This is a genomic window from Gordonia sp. CPCC 205333, assembly GCF_048537885.1.
Classification (GTDB): domain Bacteria; phylum Actinomycetota; class Actinomycetes; order Mycobacteriales; family Mycobacteriaceae; genus Gordonia.
In genome coordinates this window covers 811,479-838,054 of the sequence record NZ_JBCLVI010000001.1, presented here as the reverse complement: position 1 = coordinate 838,054, position 26,576 = coordinate 811,479, and the positions used below count along the sequence as shown (strand labels likewise).

The 26,576-nt window shown below is 62.1% G+C and carries 31 protein-coding genes; 11 read left to right on the top strand and 20 right to left on the bottom strand.

Annotated elements, in window-relative coordinates:
* Window positions 1–2: 2 nt before the first annotated feature.
* Window positions 3–1,679: an FAD-dependent oxidoreductase gene (locus AAFP29_RS04015; protein WP_419216011.1), complete on the bottom strand. Its 1,677-nt coding sequence runs from the start codon at window positions 1,677–1,679 to the stop codon at window positions 3–5.
* Between the two features lie 101 nt (window positions 1,680–1,780).
* Between AAFP29_RS04015 and AAFP29_RS04010 the strand changes: the two genes are divergently transcribed.
* The gene (locus AAFP29_RS04010) at window positions 1,781–2,659 is read left to right on the top strand and encodes an acyl-[acyl-carrier-protein] thioesterase (RefSeq protein WP_419216010.1); all 879 of its coding nucleotides are present in this window, start codon (window positions 1,781–1,783) and stop codon (window positions 2,657–2,659) included.
* Here AAFP29_RS04010 and AAFP29_RS04005 read toward each other — a convergent pair.
* From AAFP29_RS04005 to AAFP29_RS03990, 4 genes are all read right to left on the bottom strand, one after another.
* Window positions 2,622–3,179 carry a DUF3558 domain-containing protein gene (locus AAFP29_RS04005; RefSeq protein WP_419216009.1) on the bottom strand — a complete coding sequence of 186 codons (558 nt, stop codon included), beginning with the start codon at window positions 3,177–3,179 and terminating at the stop codon, window positions 2,622–2,624. The genes AAFP29_RS04010 and AAFP29_RS04005 overlap by 38 nt on opposite strands.
* Window positions 3,176–4,054 (bottom strand): DUF3558 family protein, encoded by an 879-nt coding sequence (locus AAFP29_RS04000; protein ID WP_419216008.1) that lies wholly within the window; start codon window positions 4,052–4,054, stop codon window positions 3,176–3,178. Before AAFP29_RS04000 ends, AAFP29_RS04005 begins: the two co-directional genes overlap by 4 nt.
* A gap of 9 nt (window positions 4,055–4,063) precedes the next feature.
* Window positions 4,064–4,258, bottom strand: a complete 195-nt coding sequence (locus AAFP29_RS03995) for a hypothetical protein (RefSeq protein WP_419216007.1) — start codon at window positions 4,256–4,258, stop codon at window positions 4,064–4,066.
* Window positions 4,259–4,406: 148 nt separating this feature from the next.
* A complete protein-coding gene (locus tag AAFP29_RS03990) occupies window positions 4,407–6,068 on the bottom strand; it encodes a hypothetical protein (RefSeq protein WP_419216006.1) in 1,662 nt (553 codons plus the stop codon).
* 184 nt (window positions 6,069–6,252) lie between these two features.
* Here AAFP29_RS03990 and AAFP29_RS03985 point away from each other — a divergent pair, with 184 nt between their 5' ends.
* Both AAFP29_RS03985 and AAFP29_RS03980 read left to right on the top strand, forming a co-directional pair.
* Entirely contained in the window at window positions 6,253–6,747 is a 495-nt protein-coding gene (locus tag AAFP29_RS03985) for a MarR family transcriptional regulator (RefSeq protein WP_419216005.1), read from the top strand.
* 52 nt (window positions 6,748–6,799) lie between these two features.
* Window positions 6,800–7,666 (top strand): helix-turn-helix domain-containing protein, encoded by an 867-nt coding sequence (locus AAFP29_RS03980; RefSeq protein WP_419216004.1) that lies wholly within the window; start codon window positions 6,800–6,802, stop codon window positions 7,664–7,666.
* Window positions 7,667–7,677: 11 nt separating this feature from the next.
* On the opposite strand, the gene AAFP29_RS03975 is transcribed toward AAFP29_RS03980, so the two are convergent.
* Window positions 7,678–8,295 (bottom strand): TetR/AcrR family transcriptional regulator, encoded by a 618-nt coding sequence (locus AAFP29_RS03975; RefSeq protein WP_419216003.1) that lies wholly within the window; start codon window positions 8,293–8,295, stop codon window positions 7,678–7,680.
* Between the two features lie 113 nt (window positions 8,296–8,408).
* Here AAFP29_RS03975 and AAFP29_RS03970 point away from each other — a divergent pair, with 113 nt between their 5' ends.
* A complete protein-coding gene (locus AAFP29_RS03970; protein WP_419216002.1) occupies window positions 8,409–9,851 on the top strand; it encodes an MFS transporter in 1,443 nt (480 codons plus the stop codon).
* A gap of 18 nt (window positions 9,852–9,869) precedes the next feature.
* Here the strand turns inward: AAFP29_RS03970 and AAFP29_RS03965 are convergent, their stop codons facing one another.
* The 4 genes from AAFP29_RS03965 to AAFP29_RS03950 all read right to left on the bottom strand — a co-directional run bounded on the left by AAFP29_RS03965 (window position 9,870) and on the right by AAFP29_RS03950 (window position 14,401).
* Complete coding sequence (locus tag AAFP29_RS03965; RefSeq protein WP_419216001.1) at window positions 9,870–10,451, bottom strand: GNAT family N-acetyltransferase; 582 nt, start codon at window positions 10,449–10,451, stop codon at window positions 9,870–9,872.
* A 155-nt stretch (window positions 10,452–10,606) separates the two neighbouring features.
* The gene (gene mmsB / locus AAFP29_RS03960; protein ID WP_419216000.1) at window positions 10,607–11,476 is read right to left on the bottom strand and encodes a 3-hydroxyisobutyrate dehydrogenase; all 870 of its coding nucleotides are present in this window, start codon (window positions 11,474–11,476) and stop codon (window positions 10,607–10,609) included.
* Between the two features lie 175 nt (window positions 11,477–11,651).
* The gene (locus AAFP29_RS03955; protein WP_419215999.1) at window positions 11,652–12,827 is read right to left on the bottom strand and encodes an acyl-CoA dehydrogenase family protein; all 1,176 of its coding nucleotides are present in this window, start codon (window positions 12,825–12,827) and stop codon (window positions 11,652–11,654) included.
* Between the two features lie 29 nt (window positions 12,828–12,856).
* Window positions 12,857–14,401 carry a CoA-acylating methylmalonate-semialdehyde dehydrogenase gene (locus AAFP29_RS03950; protein ID WP_419215998.1) on the bottom strand — a complete coding sequence of 515 codons (1,545 nt, stop codon included), beginning with the start codon at window positions 14,399–14,401 and terminating at the stop codon, window positions 12,857–12,859.
* A 210-nt stretch (window positions 14,402–14,611) separates the two neighbouring features.
* On the opposite strand from AAFP29_RS03950, the gene AAFP29_RS03945 reads away from it, so the two are divergent.
* Window positions 14,612–15,064, top strand: coding sequence for a flavodoxin domain-containing protein (locus AAFP29_RS03945; RefSeq protein WP_419215997.1), 453 nt, complete (start codon window positions 14,612–14,614; stop codon window positions 15,062–15,064).
* Between the two features lie 18 nt (window positions 15,065–15,082).
* Here the strand turns inward: AAFP29_RS03945 and AAFP29_RS03940 are convergent, their stop codons facing one another.
* Both AAFP29_RS03940 and AAFP29_RS03935 read right to left on the bottom strand, forming a co-directional pair.
* A complete protein-coding gene (locus AAFP29_RS03940; protein WP_419215996.1) occupies window positions 15,083–16,006 on the bottom strand; it encodes a DMT family transporter in 924 nt (307 codons plus the stop codon).
* An 84-nt stretch (window positions 16,007–16,090) separates the two neighbouring features.
* Entirely contained in the window at window positions 16,091–16,609 is a 519-nt protein-coding gene (locus AAFP29_RS03935; RefSeq protein ID WP_419216334.1) for an OsmC family protein, read from the bottom strand.
* Between the two features lie 125 nt (window positions 16,610–16,734).
* On the opposite strand from AAFP29_RS03935, the gene AAFP29_RS03930 reads away from it, so the two are divergent.
* The 3 genes from AAFP29_RS03930 to AAFP29_RS03920 all read left to right on the top strand — a co-directional run bounded on the left by AAFP29_RS03930 (window position 16,735) and on the right by AAFP29_RS03920 (window position 18,306).
* Window positions 16,735–17,220, top strand: a complete 486-nt coding sequence (locus AAFP29_RS03930; protein ID WP_419215995.1) for a SixA phosphatase family protein — start codon at window positions 16,735–16,737, stop codon at window positions 17,218–17,220.
* A gap of 107 nt (window positions 17,221–17,327) precedes the next feature.
* Window positions 17,328–17,642, top strand: coding sequence for a hypothetical protein (locus AAFP29_RS03925; RefSeq protein ID WP_419215994.1), 315 nt, complete (start codon window positions 17,328–17,330; stop codon window positions 17,640–17,642).
* Window positions 17,623–18,306 (top strand): methyltransferase domain-containing protein, encoded by a 684-nt coding sequence (locus AAFP29_RS03920; RefSeq protein WP_419215993.1) that lies wholly within the window; start codon window positions 17,623–17,625, stop codon window positions 18,304–18,306. The genes AAFP29_RS03925 and AAFP29_RS03920 overlap by 20 nt, the downstream gene beginning before the upstream one ends.
* A 64-nt stretch (window positions 18,307–18,370) precedes the next feature.
* On the opposite strand, the gene AAFP29_RS03915 is transcribed toward AAFP29_RS03920, so the two are convergent.
* Together AAFP29_RS03915 and AAFP29_RS03910 are read right to left on the bottom strand one after the other, a co-directional pair.
* Entirely contained in the window at window positions 18,371–18,778 is a 408-nt protein-coding gene (locus AAFP29_RS03915) for an STAS domain-containing protein (protein WP_419215992.1), read from the bottom strand.
* A gap of 459 nt (window positions 18,779–19,237) precedes the next feature.
* Window positions 19,238–19,771 carry a DUF6328 family protein gene (locus AAFP29_RS03910; RefSeq protein ID WP_419215991.1) on the bottom strand — a complete coding sequence of 178 codons (534 nt, stop codon included), beginning with the start codon at window positions 19,769–19,771 and terminating at the stop codon, window positions 19,238–19,240.
* Between the two features lie 120 nt (window positions 19,772–19,891).
* On the opposite strand from AAFP29_RS03910, the gene AAFP29_RS03905 reads away from it, so the two are divergent.
* Entirely contained in the window at window positions 19,892–20,569 is a 678-nt protein-coding gene (locus AAFP29_RS03905) for an ANTAR domain-containing protein (RefSeq protein WP_419215990.1), read from the top strand.
* A 149-nt stretch (window positions 20,570–20,718) separates the two neighbouring features.
* On the top strand, window positions 20,719–21,573 hold the full coding sequence (locus tag AAFP29_RS03900; RefSeq protein WP_419215989.1) for an SDR family oxidoreductase: 855 nt from the start codon (window positions 20,719–20,721) through the stop codon (window positions 21,571–21,573).
* 66 nt (window positions 21,574–21,639) lie between these two features.
* On the opposite strand, the gene AAFP29_RS03895 is transcribed toward AAFP29_RS03900, so the two are convergent.
* The gene (locus tag AAFP29_RS03895) at window positions 21,640–21,879 is read right to left on the bottom strand and encodes a CsbD family protein (protein WP_419215988.1); all 240 of its coding nucleotides are present in this window, start codon (window positions 21,877–21,879) and stop codon (window positions 21,640–21,642) included.
* A gap of 171 nt (window positions 21,880–22,050) precedes the next feature.
* Window positions 22,051–22,473: a ChaB family protein gene (locus AAFP29_RS03890; protein ID WP_419215987.1), complete on the bottom strand. Its 423-nt coding sequence runs from the start codon at window positions 22,471–22,473 to the stop codon at window positions 22,051–22,053.
* Between the two features lie 150 nt (window positions 22,474–22,623).
* On the opposite strand from AAFP29_RS03890, the gene AAFP29_RS03885 reads away from it, so the two are divergent.
* Window positions 22,624–23,160, top strand: coding sequence for a Dps family protein (locus AAFP29_RS03885; RefSeq protein ID WP_419215986.1), 537 nt, complete (start codon window positions 22,624–22,626; stop codon window positions 23,158–23,160).
* A 44-nt stretch (window positions 23,161–23,204) separates the two neighbouring features.
* On the opposite strand, the gene AAFP29_RS03880 is transcribed toward AAFP29_RS03885, so the two are convergent.
* From AAFP29_RS03880 to AAFP29_RS03865, 4 genes are all read right to left on the bottom strand, one after another.
* On the bottom strand, window positions 23,205–24,011 hold the full coding sequence (locus AAFP29_RS03880; protein ID WP_419215985.1) for a SigB/SigF/SigG family RNA polymerase sigma factor: 807 nt from the start codon (window positions 24,009–24,011) through the stop codon (window positions 23,205–23,207).
* Window positions 24,012–24,013: 2 nt separating this feature from the next.
* Window positions 24,014–24,439 carry an anti-sigma factor gene (locus AAFP29_RS03875; protein ID WP_419215984.1) on the bottom strand — a complete coding sequence of 142 codons (426 nt, stop codon included), beginning with the start codon at window positions 24,437–24,439 and terminating at the stop codon, window positions 24,014–24,016.
* Window positions 24,440–24,525: 86 nt separating this feature from the next.
* Window positions 24,526–25,473, bottom strand: coding sequence for an esterase/lipase family protein (locus AAFP29_RS03870; RefSeq protein ID WP_419215983.1), 948 nt, complete (start codon window positions 25,471–25,473; stop codon window positions 24,526–24,528).
* The gene (locus tag AAFP29_RS03865) at window positions 25,470–26,552 is read right to left on the bottom strand and encodes a DNA polymerase IV (protein ID WP_419215982.1); all 1,083 of its coding nucleotides are present in this window, start codon (window positions 26,550–26,552) and stop codon (window positions 25,470–25,472) included. The genes AAFP29_RS03870 and AAFP29_RS03865 overlap by 4 nt, the downstream gene beginning before the upstream one ends.
* Window positions 26,553–26,576: the final 24 nt, after the last annotated feature.

The following is a 26,576-nucleotide window of genomic DNA, read 5'->3' as shown; positions in this document are numbered from 1 at the left end:
ACTCAGCCCTCCGCCGCGGCAGCGGTCTTTTCGAATTCCTCAACCGACACGATCTTCAGCAGGCGTCGTCCGGCAGTTCGTCCCGCCGATTTTTCGGCGGCATCAATCGCCTTCCAGCCCGCGAGCGCGATGCGATGCGCACCCCGGCCCGCGACGAGGGCGTCCACGTCGTCGCGCGGTTTGATCGGATCGGTCAACGAACCGGCGATGAAGTCGGCGAGTACCGCGGCGGCGGTTTCCTCCCCGCACAAGCGATTTCGGCCGATGCCGCCGGTCGGGCCACGTTTTATCCAGCCGGTGACATACAGCCCTGGTACCACATCGCCGCCTGCCTCGGTGGTCACCCGCCCGGCGTCGTTGGGTACGACGCCCCGGTTCGCGTCGAATGGCAAGTCCCCCATCGGCGTTCCGCGATATCCGATGGAGCGCAGAACGAGGCCGGCCGCCAGTTCGAAGGCGTCACCAGAGGGGGTGACGGCGGCCCGATCGGCGTCGTCGACGAATTCGTTGCGGACACAGATGATCTTGTCGACCGCACCGTCGCCTTCAATCGAGAGCGGAGATGCCAAGTAGCGGAATACGATTCGCTTATTTCCGGCCGTGGCCGACCGCTCGGAGAATTCGCGAGCCAACCGTACCTTGGTGGCGATCGTCGAATCGAGGGTTCCGTCGGCTTCGGCGGCGGCCGACGCTGGATCGAGTATCAGCTCGTCCGGGTCGATGATGACGTCGACCCCCTCGACATCACCGAGGGCCAGGAATTCACTGTTCGTGTAAGCGCCTTGCGCGACACCGCGCCGACCGAGCAACACCACCTCGCTGATGTTGGACTCACGCAGTCGTGCCAGCGCGTGGTCGGCGATATCCGTCTTGGCGAGAACGTCCGGATCGGAAACCAAGATCCGGGCGACATCGAGAGCGACATTCCCGTTCCCGACGACCACCGCGCGCTCACCGGACAGGTCCACCTCGAAGTCGGCGTAATCAGGATGACCGTTGTACCAGGCGACGAATTGGGTAGCCGAAATCGAACCTCGCAAATCCTCACCATCGATGCTGAGGCGTTTGTCGGTGGCAGCGCCGACCGCGTACACCACCGCGTGGTAGCGCTCGGTCAACTCCTCGTGGGTGACATGTTTACCCACCTCGACATTGAGAAAGTAGTCGAAATTGCGCTTACTGGCGGTCGACGCGTAGGTGCGTTCAACCCCCTTGGTCGCGGCATGATCGGGAGCGACGCCGGCGCGTACCAAACCGTACGGCGTCGGGAGCCGGTCGAACATGTCGACCTTCACCGACTGCTTGGTGACCAGATGCTGCGCGGCGTAGAAGGCCGCCGGACCCGCGCCGATGATCGCGACATGGAGCTCTTTATCCGGCAGCGGTGGCGATTTGCGCGGCGGCACGAGCCCGCCGTCCACGTCGTGATCGTTGTAGTAGTCGGCGTTGATCTGCAGATACGGCTCGTCTTTATCCTCGAGCTGGTCATCAGGCAAGATTGCCTCGACGGGGCATTCGTCTATGCACGCACCGCAGTCAATGCAGGTCTCCGGATCGATATAGAGCATCTCCGCGGTCATGAACTCGGGTTCATCGGGTGTCGGGTGGATGCAGTTCACCGGACAAACGCTGACACAACTACCATCGTTGCAGCAGGGCCGCGTAATTACGTGCGCCATCAGGCCTTACCTCGCAGTTCGTCTTGTAGAACGCGTTCTACTTCGCCGTTTAACTGTACCTTAACTTCAAATCCCATCATCGCCCACAGTGAGGACGCTCGGTGAGCACAATCGATACTCCTGTCTCGCTCGAACCGCTCGGCGACCGCAACGAAAACGCGCGGTTCTTCGAGGTCGATTACCGCATCCGCACCGACGACGTCGACCAGGAAATGCGGGTGCGGCTCGATGCCGTCGCGCGCTATCTACAAGACGTCGCCAACGACAACATCGAGGCTACGGAGTTTTCCGACACCGACCCGTTCTGGATCGTTCGGCGCACGATCATCGATGTCATCGAACCGATCTCATGGCCGGGCACCGTCAACGCGCAGCGGTGGTGCGGTGCTCTGTCGACCCGCTGGACCAATATGCGAGTGCGGCTGACCGCCACGCATGAGACCAACCGCTTCAACCCGGAGGATCGGCCCACCGGGTTGATCGAGACCGAAGCGTTCTGGATCAATGTGAACGACCAGGGCATGCCATCGCGGCTATCCGACGAGGCATTCGAGATGTTGGCGCAGATGACCGACGAACATCGCCTGCGCTGGAAATCGATGAACACGGACAAGGCACCTGACGAGGTCGAACTCCCCGACCGTCCACATCCGTTGCGTATCACCGACTTCGACCCGTTCAAACACCTGAACAACGCCGCCTATCTCGAGGCGATCGAAGACGAACTCGTCGATCACCCCGACCTGGTCGACAAACCACACCGCCTGGTCATCGAATACCTTCGCCCCATCGTGCCGGGTACCGAGTTGACGCTGCGCCGTCGTCGGACCGGCGACAGGCTCGAAGTGTGGATTCTCATCGGCGACGACCAGCAGGTTGCGTCGACCGTGTCGGTGACGTTGTTGCCCGCGGCCGAGTCGCAAACCGCACTAGCTTCAGTGACTACGCCGCGCCGCGTAAGACCAGTGTCATCAGCTTGACGGCGGCCGCGCACGAATCCCCCGAGACCACGCGCGGTTCGACCCACCACGTGTACACACCGCGCCCCGGCGCCTTAGAGGTGACTCCGCACATCGCCGGACGTTTGGGGTCGCGTTGGGTGAACGCCGTGTAGGTGTCGGCGATTTTGATGTTCTCGGTGGTGTAGCCGAGCTTCTTCGCGGTGCGCTGTTCGACAGCCATCGAACCCCACTCGAACCAGTTGAAGGTGACCGCCGTGGTGGTGCTCCCCGACACCGTCCAGCGGCAGATCGCGCCATTGAAGTTACGGCTGGCAAAACTGCCGCCGACCGACTTGGCGACCAGCGCGGGAGTGAGGATGTCGCATTCGAGCAGGAGTTGTTCGAAGCGATCGGTCTGCAATCCACCTGACTGATTGGCACTGCCACCGCCGATGGGATGTGCCGTTCCGTCGACGGTGCAACTGCTGATACTCAACAAGACGGCGGCGACCATCGCGAGGAAAGTAGCCAACTTGCCTGCCCGGAATCGGCGGATCATGAGGTAGACCTCTCGATCGACATTCGGGACAGATTTTTCGCTGCCGCGCAAAGACTTTCGGTTGACGGCACCGACGATGTCATCACGCTGCCCGCGCTGACGGACCATTCGAAGAAGTCGTCATCGAACTGGATGCCGACCTCGCAGATCCCGGCGACGTAGGCGATGAACCCGCTATGCCCATTGATCTCGATGTCCTTGGCAACGTCCCGGGTGAGTCTCTCGGTGGCGTACTCCCGGTCGATCGGCGAACCTCGGTACCAGTTGAATGACGCAGTCGCACCGAGGCGCAGGTCGTCGCTGGCCCATTCGCACACCGATGCGTTGTCAACAGTCGCGGTCAGCCCGGTGAAGCCGGTTTCTTTCTTGACTTCTTCGATGGTGACACCGCCGCACTCACCGAAGAATGGCCCAGACTTCGCCTGAGTCTTGGTGACCGGCGTGGTCGAATCATCGACGTCATTGGAACCGCAACCGGCCACCAACAATGCCGCGACGACAAGAAGCATCGTGACGAGAGCACCGCGAAACTTTTCCAGCTCACGACGTTCACGTTTGGTCGGACGTCCAGCGCCGCGATCACGGCGGGGCGCGCTGGCGACGATCTCGCGGGGTGGCGGTGGGGGTGACTTGTCGATATAGGCTGCAGCGGCCAGCGGAGCCGAAACTCTCTTGCTGATCAACTGCGTCACTTCGACGATGCGAACGGTCCCACTCAGGCGTACCTCCACCGTGTCGCCGATACCGACTAGCTGAGCGGGCTTGGCTGTTGCCCCGTTGACTCGCACATGCCCGGCGCGGCACGCGGCACCGCCGGCCGAACGGGTTTTGGTCAGGCGGATCGCCCAGATCCAGCTATCGACGCGGGTCCCCATCTGCGCCTGCTACTTCTGCCGGACTAACAGGTAGTAGCCCACACCCGCTGCGACTAGCCCAACGACGATCGCGACCGGAGGGTTGGTCAGCCACCACAGCAACAGAAAAATGACGATTGCCGGCGACACCGCGGCCACACTCATCACCGGATGCTGTCGAACGACTTGCGAAACGGCCTTGCTTTTGGCGGGATCAACCCCCATCGCCGGACTCCTTAACTGCGGTGCGGTCTGCCCACACTGTAGCGAAATGCTATGACAAAGGGAGTGTACGGACGCTCATCGGCGGCCTGGAATCGCACTCGGCGCCGCATCCGCGAACGAATGCGACGCCGAATGATGTTGGCGGAGTTTAGCTATCGCCGCCGTCAGATGCCGACGAATCCGCACTCGACGAGTCACCGGACTCGGCGTTGTCGCCGCCGTTCTCGTCACCTTCGGTCTTGGTGCCGCCGGGCTTGTCACCTTCGGATTCAGTGTTGCCAGTGGAGCCGGTCGTCGAGCCGCCGGGCTGTTGATTCTTGCGCAACTTGTCGAGTGTCGACCCGAAGCTGTTGCCGGACTTGCCGCCGTTGCCGAATTTCTCGCGCTGACGCGCCTTCCACGCCGAGATTCCGTCGCCTGACTTCGCGGTCGACGTGTCGTCGACCGGATTCTCCGACGCGGCCGGCGTCTCGGTCGCCGGCTGATCCGACGACGTCGGGGTAACCCCTTCTTCGTCTGCCTTGTCTTCGTCGGCCTTGTTTTCGTCAACCTTGGCCGTCAACGTTGTCGGGGATGACTTCTTCGCGGCGAGGATGGTCGTCGCACTGTCCGACGTCGAGGTGAGATTAGTCGGGTTCAACGGGCTGTCGAGGAACGGTACTTTGAACGGTCCGGCGGTGATGGTCGGCAGGAGCTGCGTGGCGTCAAAGGCGCCTGCGGTGAAGGTCGGCAGGCCCAGATAATTCGGCCGCTGTTCACCATTCGCCGCGGTCATCTTCGGGAAGAGGGTGACCTTTTGACCGAGCCAATTGACGGTGACCGGCTCGGAAAATCCGTAATCGCTTGTGAAGCCGAGCAATTCGTCGCCGCCGAGGTAGAGCCGACCGAAGTCTTCGGTGAGAAGCGTGCTGAGGGCCGGCAGGTTGCCCGTCGTCAGCAGCGATGAGATCAGCTCGGAAAAGATACTCGTCGGATCGTCAGCGAGGCCGGCCGGGTTAGTGAGCCCGAACTGCAGCTGGTTCTTCTTGAGATCCAGTTTCGCGTCAAAGGTACCGAGGATATTCGCGCAGGCGCCAACCTTTTCCGCGTATGCCGCGGTGACAACCCCGAAGCAGTCGACGCGCTCGATGCCGGGGATCGAGATCGGCGTTTCGATGCTCAGGATTGACGTCTTGATCTCGTCGGTTGTCCAGGCGTTGGCAATGCCGAGAACCGCGAACGCGATTGCGGTGCGGCCACCGCTCGCCCCGGCAGTGGCCACGCTCAACGGAAGTAACGCGATCGCCGTCGCATTGCCGCCGGTCGAGGCGAGTGCGAACTTCACGCCGTCGCCGATGACCTTGGCCGTGCCTTGTGCCTCAGGGGCATTGGGGAGATCAGGAATGATTCCCAGCAGGTCGATCGGGAACACGGTCGCCGCCTGAGCGAGGTCGTATGGCAATCGCGGGACCAATTCGATGGTTCCGGGAACTACCATCGCGATACCGACATTCGTCGACTGGGAGCAATCCGCGCCGCCGTTGGAACCACCGGACGAGCACATCTGGATTCGCCATTGATCGGCGACCGGTTGCAGGACACCGTTGGCGATGTTGTTGATGATGTCGGAAAGCGATGAGCCCGAACTGTTCCCCGGGTCCAGCGCTGCCCGCGCCTGCCCTTGCCCCCCGACCAGAGCCATGCTCACGGCCGCGGTCACCACGATGGCCAGGAAACCGGCCATCCATCGCGGCTGCGGCTTTCGCGGTTTGGCCGCGATCGGTCGATCTATCAATGGGACCGGTCCTTGACGATGACGTCCGGCGCTCATGTGGCACCTGCCTCTCGAACAGAAAAGTGAATTCGCCGAGTAGTTAACCACGTCACATCGGCACTATGAGATCTAAATCACCGAACTCCTCTCAGGTTTTTCTTAGGTCATTTGTCCAAGTCAGAAGCTATTTCGTTATCCCAGCGAACCTCTTCCTCCGAATTGACCCGATAGGGTTACCGCTATGAACGACCGCGTGGACCCGATCGCCCTCGCCCGCCACAATTGGACAGACTCCGGTTGGGGCGACGTCGCGGACGGAATGGTGGCGGTCACCTCGGTGATGCGCGCGCATCAGATCCTGCTCGCCCGGGTGGAGAGTTCCCTGCGTCCCTACGACCTGAGCTTCTCGAGATACGAATTGCTGCGCCTGCTCGCATTCTCTCGAACCGGCTCAATGCCAATCACCAAAGCCAGCGATCGTCTCCAAGTCCACGTCACGTCGGTGACCCACGCGATTCGACGACTGGAGACCAACGGATTGGTACGCCGAGTGCCGCATCCGACCGATGGACGAACAACGCTGGTTGCCATCACCGATATCGGCCGATCGACTGTCGAGGATGCGACGACGACGCTGAATCGAGACGTGTTCTCCGACGTCGGAATGAACGATGGGGAGATCAACGGACTTGTCTCCGCAATCCATTCGCTGCGACATCACAACGGGGATTTTTGAGAACGAAAGTTGCGCACTTACCCGCGAAAACGTATCGGCGAGAAGGCCTTTGATGGACGAACTACGTGAACCACTGTGGATGATCGCGGTAGCGCTGCTGATCATCCTCGCATTCGCGCTGGCTTTCAGCGCGATTGCCCGGTGGGTCCTGAGCGGTCGCGCGCACCTGCAGATGTCGACGTCGATCGTGTTGTCGATCTTCGGCTCGTCACTCGGCCTACTACTGGCGAGCGTGATCAGACCCGTTGCGCACCTTCGTGATCCGCTGTCGATCCTGCTATGCCTGGCACTTTCGGTAGCGACCATTGCGACATACAGCGCCGTCGTCGCACATTTCCAGAAGCCGCAGCGAGAGACGCTGGCAGATCTGATCGCGGCCGGGGAATCGGACCGCATCGAGTTCAAATCTACTGCGCGCGTTAATCTTCGATCCGGCGACAAGGATCCGCGCATGGAGCAGGTGATCGTCAAGACCGTTGCCGGATTCCTTAACGCCGACGGCGGAACGTTGCTCATCGGCGTCGACGACGGTGGCGCGCCCCTCGGCCTCGACGCCGACTACCAGACACTGAAAGTGCCCGATGCGGACCGATTCGAACTCTGGCTACGCGACCTGCTGACCACCAGCCTGGGGCAGACCACGGCGGCCGAAGTCCTCATCGCAGTTGAAGCGTTGACCGATCCCGCCGGCGTGACCCGGCCGGTCTGCCGGGTGCGAGTGTCGGCGTCACCGCGGCCGGTGTACTTATCGCCGAGCAAGAACGCACCGAGCGAATTCTGGGTCCGCTCAGGCAATTCCACCCGCCAGCTACACGTCGACCAGGCAGCGGAATACGTGATGCACAGGTGGCCACTGCGAGTCGGATCGTCGGTCGCGGCACAACTGAAAGCAGCGGTGCGTTTCTCGTCCGAGCGGTAGGGCGCGTCGGCCTAGTCTCCGTCGGCGATATCACCCGGTTTGACGATGCCGATGATGACGATGTCGAGCATGCCTGACGCCTCGACGGTACTCAGGCCGACGTTGTCGGCGACCGAAGCCACCCCGCTGATCAAGCGCATCACCTCGCGGTCGTCGACACCCTCGCGCAACTCCCCCCGATCCGCAAGGCGGCCAAGGACATTCGCATTTGCGGCCACCAGCACCTGGCACTTGCGATAGATCGGCGACGATTCGTCGTCCATCGCCGACATGAGTTTGGCCGCCGCGCCGCGGTAGATGCCGACATTGTCGACGAACCGGCCGAACCAGTCCCGCAAGACCTCGGGCGCCGGGCGCGTATCAGCCGCCGCAGATTCGGCGTCGGCTTCGATGCGGATCGACCAATCACGCATAACCGCGTCGATCAGGTCGTCGCGAGTGGGGAAATGCCGATACAGCGTGCCCGGTCCGACGCCGGCTCGTTTTGCGACGTCATCGAGCGATGCTTCCGAACCCCGCTCCCGGAAGATCTCTCGCGCGGCCTCGATCAGCTTGTCCCGGTTGCGGCGCGCGTCGGCGCGCATCGGCCGTTCGGTCGCCGACGACGTCGTACCCACTGCAAACACCATCCCTGTTGCTAAACGGAGATAGTCTCCGTATCGTTCCTAACCGGAAGGACTCTCCGCTTTATTAATCGGAGGACCACTCCACATAAGCCTACCTCTTCTTGCGAAGGACACTCATGTCGATCCGAATTCCCGCCGAACGGCGGCGCACGGTTGGTCTCGCCATCGTGCTCGTCGCCCAGCTCATGCTTGTGCTGGACGCCACCGTGGTTAACGTGGCCCTGCCACATATCCAGGAAGATCTCGACTTTTCCGCCGCGAATCTTTCCTGGGTACTTAATGCCTACACACTCGCGTTCGGCGGCCTGCTGTTGCTCGGCGGACGACTGGGCGACGTTTTTGGTAGGCGCCGCGTCTTCGAGATCGGGCTCGCGCTATTCACCGTTTCATCACTGGCCGGCGCATTCGCGACCGACGGCGCCTTCCTCATTGTCGCGCGGGCGCTTCAGGGCATCGGCGCAGCCCTCGCGGCACCGAGTGTGCTGGCGCTGCTCACGACGTCAGCTCCGGATGATCGGGCGCGCAACCGCGCACTGGCGCTGTTCACGGCGGTGTCGTCGGCCGGAGCCTCACTCGGACTTATCGTCGGGGGTATCTTGACCGACCTCGGATCGTGGCGCCTGACGCTACTGATCAATGTGCCGATCGGATTGGCGGTACTCGCTCTCACTCGACGATTCCTCGACGAAACCCCCAGGCGTGCAGGACGTTTCGACTTCCTCGGTGCGATAACCGTCACTGGCGCGGCAGTCGGTGCGGTCTACGCTTTGGTCACCGCGCCCGACCACGGCTGGACGTCGGCCACGACCCTCGGCCTTCTCGGTGGCGCAGCGGCCCTACTCGTTATCTTCGTTGTCGCCGAAACGCGCGTCGAACATCCCCTACTCCGGTTGAGTCTGCTGAAACTGCCGTCGCGGGCCGGTGCTCTCGCGGTAATCGCACTACTCGTCGGTTCGCAGTTCTCCATGTTCTTCCTGGCGATCCTGTACGTACAGCGAGTGCTGGACTTCGGTCCGTTGCAAGCCGGATTCGCCTTCCTCCCACTATCATTGGCGATTTTCGCCAGCTCCCGAATCAGCGCCGGCCTAGTGTCCCGGTTCGGTGCGTGGCCACTGTTGCTCGCCGGAACGGCTGGCATGGTCGTTTCATTCCTGTGGATCAGCGGTATCGACACGTCAACGTCCTACGCTGCCGGAATGCTCGGCCCGATGGTCCTCAACGGCTTGTCCGCCGGTCTGGCGTTCATGCCGACAACGGTCATCGTCCTGTCGAAGGTGGATCCCGAACATGCCGGCTCGGCGTCGGGTTTGCTACAGACCATGCAACAACTCGGCGGTGCCGTCGGGCTGGCGATCATCGTGTCGGTCTACACCTCACACGGCGTTGCCGGACAAGTCGTTCCAGGGCTATCCCAAGGTTTCACAACCTCGGCGATCATGTGCGGCGTCGCCGTAGCGATCGCGTTGGTTGGCACCGTCGCGGTCAGTCTGCGACGTCGAGCGTCCGTTGACGACACAACTGCGGTCGAGCGAGCCGTCGAGGAACCTGCTCGGGTGTAGTCCGACCACAGGTGTGGCCTAACGTGCCCGTCGGTACATCGGCCACACCTGGGGGCCACCACCGGGCAGCGTCACCACATCGGTTACCTCGAAGCCAAACCGCTCATAGAGCGGTAGGTTCTCCCGCTTCGAACTCTCCAGATAGGCCGGCCCGGTCAAGGTGTCCAGACGGTGGCGCAGCAACGAGGTGCCAATTCCCCGGCCCGACTCGACCGCGCCGATCGTCGACAAGTACCAGTGCGGTTCTTTGGGACGGAGCTTGCCGAAGATTTGCTCAAGTTCGCCGGCGCGGCGCAGTCTCGTGCGAAAGACGTTGAATAACAAGGGAAACTCACGGAACATAGTCCACGCCGATTGCTTATGCCCAGGCGGATCCCAGTAGGCGGCACCCACGGCGCGGTTGGCGTCGAACACAAGGTCGGCGCTATCGGGCGCTCCATGTGTGGCGCGATCGAGGAAGCGAAACATGCCGACGTCGCGGGCCGGGTCGGAGACCAGCCAACGGATGACCGGATCGTCGGCGAACGCTCTGGCGAGCACTCGGTAGGACTCTTCGCGGTTGCCGTCGTCGATCGGGACGATACGGAGTTCAGATCCCATTCCGCCATCCTAGCCGGATTGGCACGCCAACCGACACGCCAACAGCCAGCGCATGAAATCTCATCCCCCTCAAGGGGATTGAAGGGCAATATGCCCTTGGGGCAAGGTGATGGGGACGAAATTTTCACACAACGGGGCGACTGCTGCCCTGCTGCCTATCTCAGTGTCTGAATGATCGCGCTGAAGTCGAGACCGGAGTTCTGCTCGGCGAATTTCGCATACAGCTGGGCGGCATGCGTGCCCAACGGTGCGTTCGAATGGGTGCTCCGTACCGCATCCATCGCCAACCCGAGATCCTTATTCATCAGGGCGGTGGCAAAGCCCGGTTGAAAGTCGTTATTTGCCGGAGAAGTCGGAACCGGCCCGGGCACCGGACAGTTGGTGTGCACCGACCAGCAATTACCGGTCGCCCCGGTGATGACGTCGAATAGCGCCTGATCGGACAGGCCCAACTTCTCGGCAAGGACGAAAGCCTCACCAATGGCGATCTGCTGCACGGCGAGGACCATGTTGTTGCAGACTTTGGCCGCCTGCCCCGCTCCGGCGCCGCCGCAATGAATCACCTTGCCGGCCATCGGTTCCAGCGTCGATCGCGCGGCATTGACTGCCTCGTCGGAGCCGCCAACCATGAAGGCCAAGGTTCCCGCAACCGCGCCCTTGACGCCGCCGGACACCGGCGCGTCAATCTGCGCCAGACCGTGATCGGCCGCCAGCGCGTTGACCGCACGTGCGTCATCGACCGCGATGGTCGAGCTATCGATGAATAGGGCACCGGTTTGCGCGCCAGGCAGGATCTCCTCGTAACACTGCTTCACCAACGCGCCATTGGGCAGCATGGTGATGACGACTTCAGCACCAGCGACAGCTTCGATCCCCGCGGGAAACATGGTGACACCGTTGGCTTTTGCTTCGTCGACCGCGGCTGGCACAGGGTCGAAGCCGCGCACGGTGTGGCCGGCTTTCACCAAGTTGGCTGCCATCGGTCCGCCCATATGGCCGAGGCCGAGGAAAGCGATTGTCGTCATCGAGACTCCTTTTCGTTGTTGTGGATCGGGGTCTCGATACACACCGCTCGGCTAGCGCCTCGCGGTGCACTCGACCACCCAGCACTCTCACCTCTACCCGGCTAGCGCCTCGCGGTGCACTCGACCACCCAGTACTCTCACCTCTACCCGCGGTTCTCTCGCGCATAGTCGACGGTCAAACCTTGTACCGCGCGGCGATGGCCCGACCGTGGACCACTCGCATGATCTCGTTAGTACCTTCCAGGATGCGGTTCACCCGCAGATCTCGCTGGATTTTCTCCACACCGTATTCGCGGAGATATCCGTAGCCGCCGTGTAACTGGATGGCTTGATCGGCGACGGCGAAACAAGTGTCGGTGACATAGCGCTTGGCCATCGCACACTTCTCCACCTTATCCGGCGCATCGGCATCTAAGGCCGCTGCCGCGTCCCACAGCGTCAGTCTCGATGTATGCAGGCCAGTTGCCATATCCGACAGGGTGAACCGGATCGTCGGCTCGTCGATCAGACTGCCGCCGAACGCTTCTCGTTGCGCGATGTAGGTAGCGGCCCGGTCGAATGCCGCTTGGCCGCCGCCGAGCGAGCAGGCCGCGATATTGATACGGCCACCGTTCAGTCCGTTCATCGCGATTCCGAAACCAAGCCCCTCCTGTGCACCGAGCAGCGCGGCGCCCGGCACGCGAACCTCGTCCAGAATCACCTGCGCGGTCGGCTGAGCGTGCCAACCCATCTTCTTCTCCTGCGCACCGAAACTCAGTCCGGGCGTACCGTTTTCGACTAGGAAGGTCGAAATGCCCTTGGGCCCCGGTCCGCCGGTCCGCGCCATCACGACGTAGAGATCCGACGAGCCGGCACCGGAGATGAACTGTTTGATCCCGGTAAGGACGTAGTCGTCACCGTCGCGAACCGCCTTGGTGGTGAGCGCGGCGGCATCGGACCCGGCACCCGGCTCGGTGAGGCAGTAGCTGGCGATCGTCTCCATCGACGCGAGCCGCGAGATCCATTGAGCGCGTTGCTCATCGGTCCCGTAACTGTCGACCATCCAGGTGCACATATTGTGGATGGACAGGAACGCAGCCGTCGTCGGGTCCGCGTGGGCCAATTGCTCGAAGATGCGTACACCGTCGATACGACGCAGGCCGGAGCCCCCGAATTCCTCGGCACAGTAGATTGCTCCCATGCCCAGCTCGGCGGCGATCCGCAATTCGTCGACCGGGAAATGTCCGGTCTCGTCCCACTCATCCGCATGTGGCGCAAGGTGTTTGGCGGCGAAAGCCGCAGCGGTCTCGACGATCACCCGATCGGTCTCGTCCAGACCGGTCGGCGTCGACGTCGGAACAGTTTGAGTCATAGTCGCCCGTCGTTCTCGATGCCCGCGCGTCAGTGCGTCGGCATGATGAAGGACGCTCCGGGCTGATCGCCCTGGCGCGGCCAGCGGGTGGTGATGGTCTTGACCTTGGTGTAGAACTGAATCGCTGCGGTCCCATGCTGATTGAGGTCACCGAATCCCGAACGCTTCCAACCACCAAAACTGTGGTATGCCACCGGCACCGGGATCGGCACGTTCACGCCGATCATGCCGACCTGGACCCGGCTGGTGAAGTCGCGGGCCGTGTCTCCGTCGGCGGTGAAGATGGCGACCCCGTTGCCGTACTGATGATCGGTGGCCAGCGCGAGCGCCTCCTCGTAGTCGCCGGCGCGGAAGATCGACAGTACCGGGCCGAAGATCTCGTCGGTATAGATTGTCATATCCTTGCCGACGTGATCGAAAAGCGTTGGGCCGACGAAGAATCCCTTCTCCAGGCTCGCGTCTGCGAAGGTGAGGTCGTTGCTGGCGCGGTCCCGGCCGTCGATGACCAGTTCGGCACCTTCTTCGACACCCTTGCCAATATAGCTCTTCACTCGCTCCAGCGCGGCCGCTGTCACTAGCGGCCCGTAGTCAGCTTTGGGATCGAGGCTGTGTCCAACGCGCAAACCTTCGACCTTGTCGATGAGCTTGGCGCGCAATCGGTTCGCGGTCTCCTCGCCAACCGGGACCGCGACGGAGATCGCCATGCAGCGCTCTCCGGCGCTGCCATATCCAGCACCGATCAGCGCATCGACGGCCTGGTCGAGGTCGGCATCGGGCATGATGATCATGTGGTTCTTGGCACCGCCGAAACACTGGGCGCGCTTGCCGTTTCGCGCTGCGTTCTCGTAGATGTACTGCGCGATGTCGGAGCTGCCGACGAACCCGATGGCATGCACATCGTCGTTGTTGAGCAGTGCGTCGACTGACTCTTTGTCGCCGTGGACCACCTGCAGCACGCCGGCCGGCAGGCCGGCTTCAACGAAGAGTTCGGCGAGACGGACCGGCACTGACGGGTCGCGTTCGGATGGCTTGAGGATGAAAGCGTTGCCGCAGGCGAGCGCGGGACCGATCTTCCACAGCGGGATCATCGCGGGGAAGTTGAACGGGGTAATACCCGCCACGACGCCCAGGGGCTGACGGATCGAGTGAACGTCGATGCCTGCGCCCGCGCCTTCGGTGAACTCCCCCTTGATGAGGTGCGGAATACCTACCGCGAATTCGATGACGTCGATGCCACGTTGAATGTCTCCCTTGGCGTCTTCGAAAGTCTTGCCGTGTTCTAGGGATAGTTTCTCGGCAAGCTCGTCGGAGTTGTCGGCGACGAGTTGGACGAACTTCATCAGCACGCGCGCTCGACGTTGCGGGTTCCACGCGGCCCACTCGCGCTGGGCGGCCTGCGCTGACTCGACAGCAGCGTCGACCTCGGCGGCGGTGGCCAATGGGACTACCGCTTGGACTTCGCCGGTGCTTGGATTGAAGACGTCTGAGGTACGTGAGTCGGCGGGCGCGTCGACGCGGCGACCATCGAGGAAATGCGGAATACGGGGTGCTGCGGTAGTCACGGCGAGGATCATCCTTTACATGGACACGGCTGTGAGGCGGACAACACCATTCTAGGACCTCCTAGTAATTAGTTGCAACCCCTAGTTTCTGCGCCGGGCTGACCCGCGCACTTTCGGCCCCACGGCGGGCCCATTGTGCACCGGATTCGTCATCCACCCGCCCAAGACCGTAAAATAGCCCGCGAACTAAGGTGACCCTTAGCAATCACCCGAAAGGAAACCATGTCCACCGTCATCCTCTATGGCACTGAAACCGGCACCGGCGAACTCGTCGCCGATGCGATTTCCGATGTGCTCGCCGCCGAACACGACCCGTCGATCTACGACATGACGGAGTTCGCGGTCGAGGATCTGGACACCGAGGACTTCCTCGTGGTGGTCTGCTCGACCTACGGCGAAGGTGAACTCCCCACTGGCGCAGAACCTTTCGCCGACGAACTCGACGAAGTCAAACCCGACCTCACCGGTCTGCGGTTCGCGGTCTTCGGTCTCGGCGACACGGTCTACGGGGAAACCTTCAACCGCGGCGGGGAAATCATGGCGGAAAGACTGACCGCGCTTGGCGCCACTCAGGTCGGCCACCACGGCCGTCACGACCTCTCCGGCAAGGTCAAACCACAGGTACAAGCCAAGGAATGGGCCGAAGAGTTGACGTCGGTCATCGACGAAGGCTGACCTCTCCCTAGTCTCCGGTCACGGCCACCGGTCGCGACCGGGTTCATCGTCATATTCGGCCGTCAAGCGGTACGGCGCCACCGGATCGGCATCGGCCGCCAGTAGAGCTTCTGCCGATTCTGCTACCGGCTGGCCGCGGAACGCGGATGTCTTCGCGAGTTCGATGACCGAGCGCGCCAGGATGGCCAGAATGACGCCGAGGAAGAGCGCAGTCATTGTGCTGACCTTCAAATCCTCGCCCAGAAGTACTATGCCCAGGATCATCGAGACCACCGGTTCCATCACCACCATCGCCGGGAACGACGTCTGCAAATCGCCCGCTCCGAATCCACGTTGCTGAGCGGAGATGGCACCGACGATGACAATAACCAGCAGATAGACCTCGGGATGGCGAAACATCTCGAGCGGAAAATGGATCGCCTGATAAATCACGGTCTTGATCAGCAACGCCGAAACTCCGAACAGCACGCCGGCCGTCAAACCGTAGAACAGCGCCCGATAATGCGGACTGGAGCGTTCAGCGATTATCACGAACGCGATGACCACACCGATCACCGAGACGACGGTGATACCGATCAGGGTGAGGTCGGGTCGACGCAGGGAGGGCGTCGGCCGAGCGATTAAGAGAAAGGTGACGACGCAGGCCACCAGCACCGCGCCCCAGGCCCATTCACGCAGTTCGGGATGGCGATGGTCGGCCCACGCCTCGAATGGCAACGAGAAGAGGACGGCCAGCACCACCAGCGGCTGGACCAACAGGATGGTCCCGAGACCGAGCGCAGCAGCCTGCAATCCGAACCCGGCGATGGCGATGATCGCGCCAACCCACCAACCGCGGGTAATCGCGCCCGAGGCCGCCGATGCCCGTTGGCGCAGAACGGTGCCGCCGGCGATCAGAAATGCCGCACTCACCGCGAGTACGGCCGGCAGCCACGTTTCCACGTCGTCAAGGCTAACGGCCATAGCCGATAGCGACGAATCGCATCGTCATGCGGCGTGGCCGACGGGATCAGCCCGACGATGCAGTCAGCGGGCCTCAACGTTCAGTGTGGTTACGACCGGGGTTTGACGGGTTGTCAGATCCAGGACCGGGCAATGCGCGTCGACGGCACGCTGCAACTCGCGGTACCGCTCTTCGGATTCGGGCCCCGCGACGTCGACGATCACACGCACGCCGGTGAAGCCCGGCCGAACGGAATCGTCGAGGCCGAAGAAGCCGCGTACGTCGAGGTCGCCCTCGGCGCGGGCAGAGAGTGAATCGACTTCGACGCCCAGCCGCTGCGCCCAGAATCGGTAGGTCACCACCTGACAGGACAGCAGCGACGCCAGGTAGTACTCGACCGGGTTGGGAGCGGTGTTTTCGCCACCGAGTGCTGGCGGCTCATCGACCTGGACGTGATAGCTCCCCAGCGTGATATCGCTGCCGACGGTTCCCTGCGGCCGCACCGTGCCGGTGAAGAGCACCTGCGCGTTGGCAACATTGGCCTCGACCGCCGCCGATGTCGCGGTGGTGATGGCATTGAGCGGGAGGTCCGCCGATGGCAGGGGGTAGGTGGCAGAAGAAACAGTTGTCGTCATGGGATTCGACGCTAGAACCGGGCGCAAGGGTGGCACAGGGTTTGAATTGGTGCGAGTGTAATGGCGAGCCATCGTCGAGCCAGGGATACGCAATGACCGCACGGACACTGATACTCATGCGCCACGGAAAGTCCGGTTATCCGGCCGGGGTCACCGACCATGAGCGGCCGCTGGCCGGCCGGGGTCGGCGCGAGGCTGCGCTTGCCGGCGAGTGGATCGCGAAGGACGGGCTGACCGTCGACGCGGTGTTGTGTTCGACGGCCACCCGAACGCGGGAAACGTTGCAGCGCACCGGAATCAAAGCACCGACTACCTTCCTCGACGATATCTACGGTGGCACCCCGGACGAAGTCTTCGAGTCTCTGCGGATTCACGCGCCAACCGACGCGACGACCGTGCTCGTCATCGGGCACGAACCAGGAATGCCGGAGACCGCCCTGACGCTCGACCCCCTGTGTTACATCGAACGGTTCCCGACGTCGGCGTATGCGGTCGTCGATGTCGAGGTGCCGTGGGCGCAGATCGGATTGGCTCCCGATTCGTCGGCGTCGTTGCGGGCGATGCGCATTCCGCGTTAGCGCGCCCCCGTCGGATCGGGTTTATCCAGAGCCGTGGCCGGGTACCCGAAAGGTGAGTGACCGTCCCGGCGGCTGCTCGATGGTCGACGCCAACCGAGGAGAATGACATGCGATTTCCAAAGTTCTTGGGCTTATGCGGATATGCCGCACTACTTATCGGAGTGGCCCTACTGGTGCTGTGGATCGGGATGGCAGCGAGTGACCACTCGAATAGCATGTGGGCGGGGATCGCCGCAGCATGTGTGCTCATCGTGGCCGCCGGCGCGCTTACGGTGAGCAGGCTCATCTTGATCCGACGGCCGATCGACAATCGCCCGGAGCAGGATCCACTCCAGCCAGAGGTCACACCGGACGAGGCGGCCGAATACGAGGCGCATTACCACGGACGCGACATCCGACGTGATGACCACACCGATCACTGAGCCAGCGCGTGAGCAGGCGGTCTATCGGCCTCAGGCCGATACGTTGCTCCTGCTCGAAGCGCTTGCACACTGTCGGCTCACAGCAGACGACTCAGTGGCCGACTTATGTACCGGCTCGGGTGTCATCGCGAGGCAAGCCGCTCGCAACGGCGCCGGAATCGTCGTCGCGGTCGATGACTGCCCGAATTCCATCGCCCACGCCAAACGCGTCAACGACCGCACCGGCTTGAGCGATCACATCACTACAATCTGCGGCGATATCAGCACTCTCCCGGCACGGCCCACATTCAACCTGGTCACATGCAACCCGCCGTATGTGCCGACGCCGCCGAACGCCGACCCCGCACTACACCCGCCCGGTCCCAGTCACAGCTGGGATGCCGGCCCAGACGGTCGGTTGGTGCTCGACGCGGTCTGTTCTATCGGTCCACGACTTCTACGGCCCGGGGGCGCAATGTTGATTGTGCAATCCGAGTTCGCCGACGTCGCGGCCACATCACGCCAATTGATCGCGGCGGGTATGGCCGTGCGAATCGTAACGCAAGCGCGGATACCGTTTGGCCCGGTATTGATCGCTCGCGCGAAATGGCTTGAAGCGCAGGAACTTTTAGAGCACGGGTGTCGGACCGAATTACTCGTGGTGATCGAGGCCACGGCACCGTAGCCCGGCGGCCGTGGCGCTCGATCTCACCGGTCTCAGGTACCGATGCAGGAAACGTTCCCAACCATCACGCCGCTGGTGCCCGACCACCGACGGCGTCGAATGCCATTGGCAACCAATCGAATACCGGAATCAGCCGAGTTAAGCCGATACGACGCAACGGTCGGGTGACCGGACGGTCACCGTACACCGCGAAGGCGCCGCCAGCGTTGATCAACGCTTGCGCGGCGTCCTGCAGAAGCGCAAGACCACCGACGCCGAGGAATTCAACTCCGCTCATATCCAGCACCAGGCGTTCAGTACCGATGGCGCGAGCCGCGGACAGGCGATCACTGAACTTGTCGATGCTGCACGCATCAATGACGCCAGTCACGCTCAGTACAGTGATCCCATCGAAAGTGGCGATATGCGCGGCACATGACCTGGGCCGATGCGCTGCGGCGTCCTGTACAAGAAGAGATTTGAGATCAGACACAGTGGTAACTCCGTCTTTGTGGCGACCGAGTCGCCCGGGCGGCTGTGGTGTTCAACCGCGATCTCGAGCCTAGCAACGTCAACGCTCGATGGCGAGTGCTGAGAGGTTTCACGCTGGCCCACCGCGGGTATCCAAGTCGCGAAACTCTCGCGGAACCGACATTGGAGCTTTGACATGGATCACACACTGCTCACTGACCCGTACAGCGGTGGCCCGATACCGCGACCACGGCCAACGGAACCGCCGCTGCCACCTGAACCCGCTGTGCCACAACCGGATCCCGCCATTCCGCCGCCCCAGCCACCAATACCCTCGCCCGTTCCCCGCCCCGCGCCACCTGGACAACCCGACCCCAGCCCCGATCCGTCACGTCCGACCGTAATTCCTGGCTAACTCGGCTAACTCCCCTTGCCGCACAGCACTTTCGGTATCCACATCGAGCATGGCGGCAGGCGGGGATTATCGAGTCATTCGTGCCATATGCACAGGTATCCACGCCCACAACACGATGACGACGGTCAAGATGCCACCACCTGCCGCTACGGCTGCCCACGCCGAGCGGAGGGCAACCAGGGCGATCATCGAGGCCGCACCCGCGATCGAGACCGCGACCATCGCCATCCCCACCAATACATACCGATGGGCCGCGACTACCACCGTGGCCAGCTGATGGCGACGAAATAGCAAGCGGTGCATAGCGATTGGAGCAAGCAGCACTGTCACCGCCAGCATCGCAGCGCCGACGGTGACCATATACAGGACTCTTCCGCCACTGCCGAGCGAGCTAAAACTCGGCTGGAATGGAACTATCATCAGAAAGCCGGCCAGTAGTTGCACTCCGGTCTGGAGCACGCGCAATTCCTGAACCAATGACGCCCAGTTGCGGTCGAGGCGCTGGATTTCCGTCTCTCCGCGCGCTCGTTCATTCCAACGCACGTCGTCCCGGTCGGCGGCAACAGGATGCAGCCGCAACAGATCACTCAGTATTCCCACATTCCACCTGCTTCGCGGCATCGCCCCGAGGTATAACTTTGCTTCCCCGCATCGTAAATTCCCACGGTCAAGGCGATCCAAACATGGTGGGCCACATACGGGAGCCGGTATCCTGAGTCAATGACAAACGGTCGAGATTCGATCATGGCCGACTCCACGCTTCCACGCACGGTCAGCGTTGGCAGATTCTGGTATTACTTCGACGACGACCGTTGGGTGTGGTCTGACGAACTCGCCCAAATGCACGGCTACCAGAACGCCGATGCGGTTGACCCGACTACGAGTCTCCTACTGCGACACAAACATCCAGAAGACAAAGCGCGAGTGGAAGAGTTGATCACGCGGGTACGCGACGCCCGTGCACCGTTTAGCGGTCAGCACCGAATCGTGCACCTGTCGGGCAAGGTAGTCCCGGTGGTCGTTGTAGCTGACACCATCGACGGCGGCGCAGGAACGTCGGGGTTCTACATCGCACTGAGCGACCATCGCCCATCGCCCACAGCTAGCACGCCCGAGGTGCGGCGCAGCGTCGAACAGCGGGTGAGTGAGGTCGTCGAGGACCGCGCGGCTATCGAACAGGCGAAGGGCGCGCTACGGGTCATCTACCAGCTCGACGATGAACAGGCCTTTGACCTGCTGACTTGGCGCTCACAGGAGACGAATACCAAGCTGCGCGAATTGGCCGCGGCGCTGGTCGATCAGCTCGCGTCGACCTCGGTATCACCGGAGGCCCGCGCCCGTTTCGATCATGTGCTGCTCACCGTTCACGAACACACCGACCAGCCCGCGTCGGGCTGATCGGCGCTAGCGGTCACGTCTCCAATGCAGGCTCCACATATGTTGTCTAGCAGCATATTTCACTGAGATGTGTAGGACCCGGCAGATCGGGTACCCGGTTATTTCTGTGGCGATCCGCCATAGACGCGGGACCTAAAGGAGCGATAGACATGCCCGAACCTCAGAACCACACCATTCCCTACCCTGGTCGGACCGAGGAAATGCCGTCACGTCCGCGCGACGAAATGCATGATTACGTCGGCCGCGATCTCCTCGCCGGAAAGAAGGCCCTGATCACCGGCGGTGACTCCGGGATCGGCCGTGCCGTCGCGATCGCGTTCGCCAAAGAGGGAGCCGACGTCGCCTTCGCCTACCTCGACGAACGCGAAACCCCCGATGCGGATCACACCCGCGAACTGATCGAGAAGCCCGGTAAACGCGGCCACGCATATCGCATCGATCTGTCCCAGCCGGACAACTGCACCGCGCTGGTCGATAAAGCGACCCGCGATCTCGGCGGCCTGAATATCCTCGTCAACAACGCGGCCTTCCAGTCCCCCGTCGACAGCTTCGCCGATATCACCCCCGAACAGTGGACGCACACGTTCAAGGTCAACATCGACAGCTATTTTCACACCATCCGCGCCGCGCTCCCATATCTGGAAAAAGGTGATGCGATCATCAATACCGGCTCGATCAACGGCTTGCGCGGCAACGCGAGACTCATCGACTATTCGGCCACCAAAGGGGCCGTCACCGCATTGACCTACTCGCTGGCGCAGGCGTTCCTCGACGATGGCATTCGAGTGAATTGTGTTGCCCCCGGTCCTGTTTGGACTCCTCTCACACCGGGGACGATGCCAGCTGACCTCGTGGAAGACTTCGGTACGCAAGCTCCGATTGGCCGCAGCGCCCAGCCCGACGAGATCGCGCCGTCGTATGTATTCTTCGCCGCCGATTCCCTGTCCTCGTACTACTCCGGACAGGTGCTGGCACCGGTTGGCGGTGAAATCGTTCCCGGCTGAGCCAGCCGCGAGCACAGCGCACGGCCCGCCGGGGGTATCCGGCGGGCCGTACTCGACAGGCAGTCTCTACTTGTCCTGGTGGAACTCTTCGCGCTCACGCGCGGCTTCGGCCTTCGCTCGTTCCTTGGCCGCTTCAAGGTCGGCCTTGCCAGCCTCAGTGGTGGCCTCGCCCTTTTCCTGCTGGGCGCGCCCCTCATCGATAACGTCATCACGACCGGTGACGGTGCCGACGGCCTCCTTGACCTTTCCCTTCACCTGCTCCACGGCTCCCTTGAGCGTGTCGGAGGGTGCATTGTTCTCGCTCATGCCAACCTCACTTCCTTTCGTGTCAAAGATCTCGTCCGATGAGTGATCGACCCATCTGGACTTAGGGTTCCCACCAATCCGAACCTCAAACATGCGGTGGGACACATCACAATAAATCTGTTGTGCTGCAAAGATTTTCGTGGGCGGCTGCCGGACGGCCGAGCTGTGTCGTCACGATCTGCTGCTGGCCGTACGACGCCGGTTGGCGCGTTCTATTGCCGATACAAGTTCCGACTTCGTCATCTTCGATCGCCCCGGAATTTCGAGCCGACGCGCCACCTCGTAGAGGTGATCTTTTGTCGCCTCGGCGTTGACGCCCTCCGCAGTCTCGCCGGACGGATTGGGGCCGCCGCTGCGCGCCCGTTGATCCGATGGTCCTGCCGATGTCTTGGCCTCCCAATGATCGCCGACCTTCTCGTAAGAATGTTTCAACGCGCTATACGCCACTCGGTGTGCGCGCTTCTCATCGTGATACTCACCGAGCGCGGAGTCGTGAGCCTTGGCGAAGGTCCGCTGCGCCTTCTTCGACGAGCGCGCGATAGTCGACGGCAGCTCGGACTTCTTCGCCGATCCGGTTGCGGTTGTTTTCGGCATGTCATCAACTCCTCGAAACGGGTGTCACCGACCAGAGTCGGGATTCCCGACTCAACGACCGCCCAAACGTCATATGCGGCGGGAGTTTGACCGGCGCGATCCCGAGGGGCCGATGTTTCGCGGCGCAGCCGCACGGGTATTGCCTCACTTATGACATTTACAGCACCGGGAATCAGCGACAACGACGCCGCGACGCTCATCAGGACGCTTCAAGAGCGGCTAAGCGCACTCAACGACCTCCACCTCACCCTCAAGCATATTCACTGGAATGTGGTGGGTCCCAACTTTATTGGCGTACACGAGATGATCGATCCACAGGTGGCATTGGTGCGTGGATATGCCGATGTGGTCGCCGAACGGATCGCGACACTTGGCGGCTCACCCAAGGGCACCGCGCGCGCCATCGAGAGCGAACGGTCATGGGACGACTACTCGATCGGTCGGGATACCGTGCAAGCACATCTCGCCGCCGTTGACCTCGTCTACGACGGATTCGTCGCATCTCACCGCGAAGCGATCGCCGCCACCGGGTCGATCGACCCGGTCACCGAAGACATTCTGATCGGACAGACCGCCGAACTGGAGAAATTCCAATGGTTCGTGCGGGCTCACCTGGAGAGCGCCGCCGGCGGTTTGCCGCACGGCGAGACGCATACCGAGGTGAGCGCGGCGGCCGCCGCGAGGTAGACACGCGAAGAGATCAGGGGGCGGCTGTCATTCGACAGCCGCCCTCATTTCTCCTCTTCGCTCGAGACACCGGAAACGTCGTCACGGAGTCTGCGCAGGGTGCTCGACAACAATCTGGAGACATGCATTTGAGACACACCAACGTGTTTGGCGATCTCGCTCTGGGACTTCGATTCGAAGAATCTCAACTCGATGATGGTGCGTTCACGCTCGGGTAACGCTTGCAGGGCCGGGCCGAGGGTGGCGAAATCATCGATCCGCGACAGTTGCTGATCGTCGTCGCCGAGCGTTTCCCTTAGCGGCCGGCCGACGAATTCCGCACTTTCATCGGATCCCGCGTCGAGAGATGTGGTGGTATGCGCCGAACGTGCCAGCAATCCATCGACTACCTCCTGTTGCGGCAAGTCGAGATGTGTTGCGAGTTCACTGGGTTTGGGCGATCGGCCCAGTTTCTGAACCAACTCATCGGTACCCCGCGCGATCGCCTGGGCGGTGTCCTTGGCACGCCGACTAACGCGGACCGACCAGGTGTTGTCTCGAAAATGTCGTCGGACCTCACCCATAACGGTCGGTACCGCGAACGAGAGGAAGTCGGCCCCGAGACCGGGATCGAAACGGTTGACCGCGTTGACGACGCCGACTCGAGCGACCTGAACCAGATCATCGAACGGCTCGCCGCGACCGGCGAACCGTCGGGCGATATGGTCGGCCAGCGGTAGGCAATGGGCAATCGCCTCATCACGAAGCTCGTCTCGACGAGTCGGACTGCCCGACGCCGCGGATTCAGCGAGAAGTGTTGCGACAACAGCATATTCATCGTCGGCTGCGTTATCCCGTGCGGATACGGCCAAGACTAGGACCTCAGCGCGGTGAGGACGATCTGCGCTTCGCGGCGTCGATCACCGTCGATGTAGGTGACCGTCACATCGTCGGTGACACACTTGATGACGTACCAGCCGAAACTCATTTCATCCAGAACATCGCTGCCCACCTCGCAGCAGATTTCTATCCGCACGTCCTGCGGCGCGGTGGCAATGATGACCTTCAGCCGCGCACTCGGCGACGTCCGGGCGATGAGTTCGCCGCAGGCCTCGTCAACGCCGACCTTGAGGTCCGCGACCGTGTCCAGGCTGAAATCGTCGGTCAGCAAGACATTCTCCACCAGGCTGCGCACAATCGGCACACGTCCGAGTTGCGCGGGCACCGTCAGCTCAACGACGTCGTCAACCGCTACCTCGCTCGCCATCCCACGCTCCCCGTCTCGGTCTGTCTGGTTCATTTGGTCGCCTTCGACGCGTTCTACAATGCGGTGAACTCAGGCTACCCCGGCCAATAACTCGTCAAACCTCAGAACTCCCAGACATTTCAGCCGCCCGTGAACGGTGCCACCGCAATGCAGGGAGTCGCTCTGGGATGAGCGGGATCCAACGCGTTCAACACCAACGCCGCGCTACGTCTGTTGGACGTGATCGATGCATGGTCGGACCGATCCAGCGGACACCCCTGCTGCACAACGATGTTGTTGACGTCGATACCCGGCGGACCAGCTAGTTGGCCGACCGAGTACGGAGTGACAACCTCGTCGTCACGGGTCGAGATATTCGTATACGCGATGCCGAGTACATATGGCGTGGGCTCGCGGACTGCCCGATTGAAGTTCAGATTCGTAGCGGGTTCGGCGCAGCCCATGCATGACGTCGGCGGCTGACTGATGCCCAACCTCTGCTGGATGGACGCGACGAAGTCACTGCGTGCGTCATCCTCGTCAGGTCCCTGCTGCCAGTACGGAGCGAGCGAAACATAGTGTCGCACTTTGCCTTTTCCGCCTAGATATTTGATCCAGTACGTCGGTATCTCGGTGCCGAGGGAGTGCCCGACGATGTCGACCTGATCCGAACCGGTGCGGGCGAGCACGTCGTCGACGAAATACTTGACCTGCCAGGCGCTTGCGAGCTTTGGCCCCATCCCACCGATCGCCGAAGCCGGCCATACGTTACTCAGCTCGCCATAGGTAGGGACGAAGACGCAATATCCTTCGTTGCGCAGCACCGGCACCAATGTGCCCCAATTGGTCTGCCGTCCACCCCCGCTGCCGTGGACCAGAATCACCGGACGCGGATGCGCGGCCGACGGGCGGCATGAGTAGTCATTGCTGCCCGGCAGAGATCCACCCGGATCACGCAACTCAGCGTCGATGCCGGCGAGGAAGTTGTAGGTGACTGGCAGCTTCGCGGGAGTTGCGTGAGCTGGTGCCGCCGATACCGCAATCGCACCACCGAATAGTATGGCCGCGACAACTCGCAGGATTCTCATCGCCGATCCTCGTCATCGGTGACCAGATCCAATCGCACCCCGAGCAGCCGGACCGGGCGATCGAGCTCGAATTGGTCGAGCAGAGCATGACAGACCGGTTCGATGTGATCGAGGGCGATCGTTGGCGCCGGCAGTTTGCGAGACTTGGTCCGCGTGTAGAAGGTCTTGGTGCGCACCGTGATTCCGATTCGAAAGACGACTCGCGCCTCGGCAAGTACCTGACGGAGGACTTCGCGGGTCAACTCCGAAATCGCGGAGTGGAGTTCGTCCCGATCGGAAATGTCGGTGGCATAGGTTCGGGACTTGGAATGTGATCGGGCGAGCCACGGTTCGGCGGTGATGGTCGAATCGCCGCCACCGCGGGAGAGCACATAGAGCCAGTTCCCTTGGTGCGGACCGAAGACTTCGATAAGGGATTCCTTCGGTACGGCGATCAGCTGGTTGACTGTGTCAATACCGTTGTCGGAGAGCTTCTTCGCGGTCTTGGGACCGACACTCCACAATTCTTTCGTCGGACCGTCGCCCATCAAGTCGATCCAATTGTCGGCGTTGAGGCGGAAAACACGTTGGGTCTCAGCACTTTTCACCTCTTGCCTCTTCGCGAAATTGGTGGCCATCTTGGCACGCTGCTTGTTATCGCTTACCCCGACGGAAGCGCGCAGTCCATTACGGCCCGCGATCTCGGTGATGACTCGCGACGCGAGTGCCCTCGGATCGTCGACGTCGGCACCGAGATATGCCTCATCCCAGCCCCACACTTCGACCGGGTGGCCGAAGCTGCGCAGAGTATCCATCACATCGGCCGAGGCGATGTCGTAGGCGGGGGCGTCGAGCGGGAGGTACACGGCTTCGGGCATCTTACGGTGAGCCACGCGCAGTGGCATACCCGCGCGGACGCCGACGGCGCGCGCCTCATAGGACGCGCAGGTGACCACCTTGCGGGCCTCGGTCGGGTCGCCGTTGCCACCGACGATCACGGGAACTCCGACGAGTTCGGGGGATCGCAGACGCTCCACGGAGACCTGGAATTGATCCAGGTCCACGTGCAGGATGTCGTCGAATCGGCGCGCGGCGGTCACGGTGTCAGGGTAGTCGGGTGACTG

What these genes read in the sequence shown, in the direction of transcription:
- AAFP29_RS04015 (WP_419216011.1), bottom strand. Translation starts at nt 1,679, where the DNA reads ATGGCGCACGTAATTACGCGGCCCTGCTGCAACGATGGTAGTTGTGTC.
- AAFP29_RS04005 (WP_419216009.1), bottom strand. Translation starts at nt 3,179, where the DNA reads ATGATCCGCCGATTCCGGGCAGGCAAGTTGGCTACTTTCCTCGCGATG.
- AAFP29_RS04000 (WP_419216008.1), bottom strand. Translation starts at nt 4,054, where the DNA reads ATGGGGACCCGCGTCGATAGCTGGATCTGGGCGATCCGCCTGACCAAA.
- AAFP29_RS03995 (WP_419216007.1), bottom strand. Translation starts at nt 4,258, where the DNA reads ATGGGGGTTGATCCCGCCAAAAGCAAGGCCGTTTCGCAAGTCGTTCGA.
- AAFP29_RS03990 (WP_419216006.1), bottom strand. Translation starts at nt 6,068, where the DNA reads ATGAGCGCCGGACGTCATCGTCAAGGACCGGTCCCATTGATAGATCGA.
- AAFP29_RS03985 (WP_419216005.1), top strand. Translation starts at nt 6,253, where the DNA reads ATGAACGACCGCGTGGACCCGATCGCCCTCGCCCGCCACAATTGGACA.
- AAFP29_RS03980 (WP_419216004.1), top strand. Translation starts at nt 6,800, where the DNA reads ATGGACGAACTACGTGAACCACTGTGGATGATCGCGGTAGCGCTGCTG.
- AAFP29_RS03975 (WP_419216003.1), bottom strand. Translation starts at nt 8,295, where the DNA reads ATGGTGTTTGCAGTGGGTACGACGTCGTCGGCGACCGAACGGCCGATG.
- AAFP29_RS03970 (WP_419216002.1), top strand. Translation starts at nt 8,409, where the DNA reads ATGTCGATCCGAATTCCCGCCGAACGGCGGCGCACGGTTGGTCTCGCC.
- AAFP29_RS03965 (WP_419216001.1), bottom strand. Translation starts at nt 10,451, where the DNA reads ATGGGATCTGAACTCCGTATCGTCCCGATCGACGACGGCAACCGCGAA.
- mmsB (WP_419216000.1), bottom strand. Translation starts at nt 11,476, where the DNA reads ATGACGACAATCGCTTTCCTCGGCCTCGGCCATATGGGCGGACCGATG.
- AAFP29_RS03955 (WP_419215999.1), bottom strand. Translation starts at nt 12,827, where the DNA reads ATGACTCAAACTGTTCCGACGTCGACGCCGACCGGTCTGGACGAGACC.
- AAFP29_RS03950 (WP_419215998.1), bottom strand. Translation starts at nt 14,401, where the DNA reads ATGATCCTCGCCGTGACTACCGCAGCACCCCGTATTCCGCATTTCCTC.
- AAFP29_RS03945 (WP_419215997.1), top strand. Translation starts at nt 14,612, where the DNA reads ATGTCCACCGTCATCCTCTATGGCACTGAAACCGGCACCGGCGAACTC.
- AAFP29_RS03930 (WP_419215995.1), top strand. Translation starts at nt 16,735, where the DNA reads ATGACCGCACGGACACTGATACTCATGCGCCACGGAAAGTCCGGTTAT.
- AAFP29_RS03925 (WP_419215994.1), top strand. Translation starts at nt 17,328, where the DNA reads ATGCGATTTCCAAAGTTCTTGGGCTTATGCGGATATGCCGCACTACTT.
- AAFP29_RS03920 (WP_419215993.1), top strand. Translation starts at nt 17,623, where the DNA reads ATGACCACACCGATCACTGAGCCAGCGCGTGAGCAGGCGGTCTATCGG.
- AAFP29_RS03905 (WP_419215990.1), top strand. Translation starts at nt 19,892, where the DNA reads ATGACAAACGGTCGAGATTCGATCATGGCCGACTCCACGCTTCCACGC.
- AAFP29_RS03900 (WP_419215989.1), top strand. Translation starts at nt 20,719, where the DNA reads ATGCCCGAACCTCAGAACCACACCATTCCCTACCCTGGTCGGACCGAG.
- AAFP29_RS03895 (WP_419215988.1), bottom strand. Translation starts at nt 21,879, where the DNA reads ATGAGCGAGAACAATGCACCCTCCGACACGCTCAAGGGAGCCGTGGAG.
- AAFP29_RS03890 (WP_419215987.1), bottom strand. Translation starts at nt 22,473, where the DNA reads ATGCCGAAAACAACCGCAACCGGATCGGCGAAGAAGTCCGAGCTGCCG.
- AAFP29_RS03885 (WP_419215986.1), top strand. Translation starts at nt 22,624, where the DNA reads ATGACATTTACAGCACCGGGAATCAGCGACAACGACGCCGCGACGCTC.
- AAFP29_RS03875 (WP_419215984.1), bottom strand. Translation starts at nt 24,439, where the DNA reads ATGAACCAGACAGACCGAGACGGGGAGCGTGGGATGGCGAGCGAGGTA.
- AAFP29_RS03870 (WP_419215983.1), bottom strand. Translation starts at nt 25,473, where the DNA reads ATGAGAATCCTGCGAGTTGTCGCGGCCATACTATTCGGTGGTGCGATT.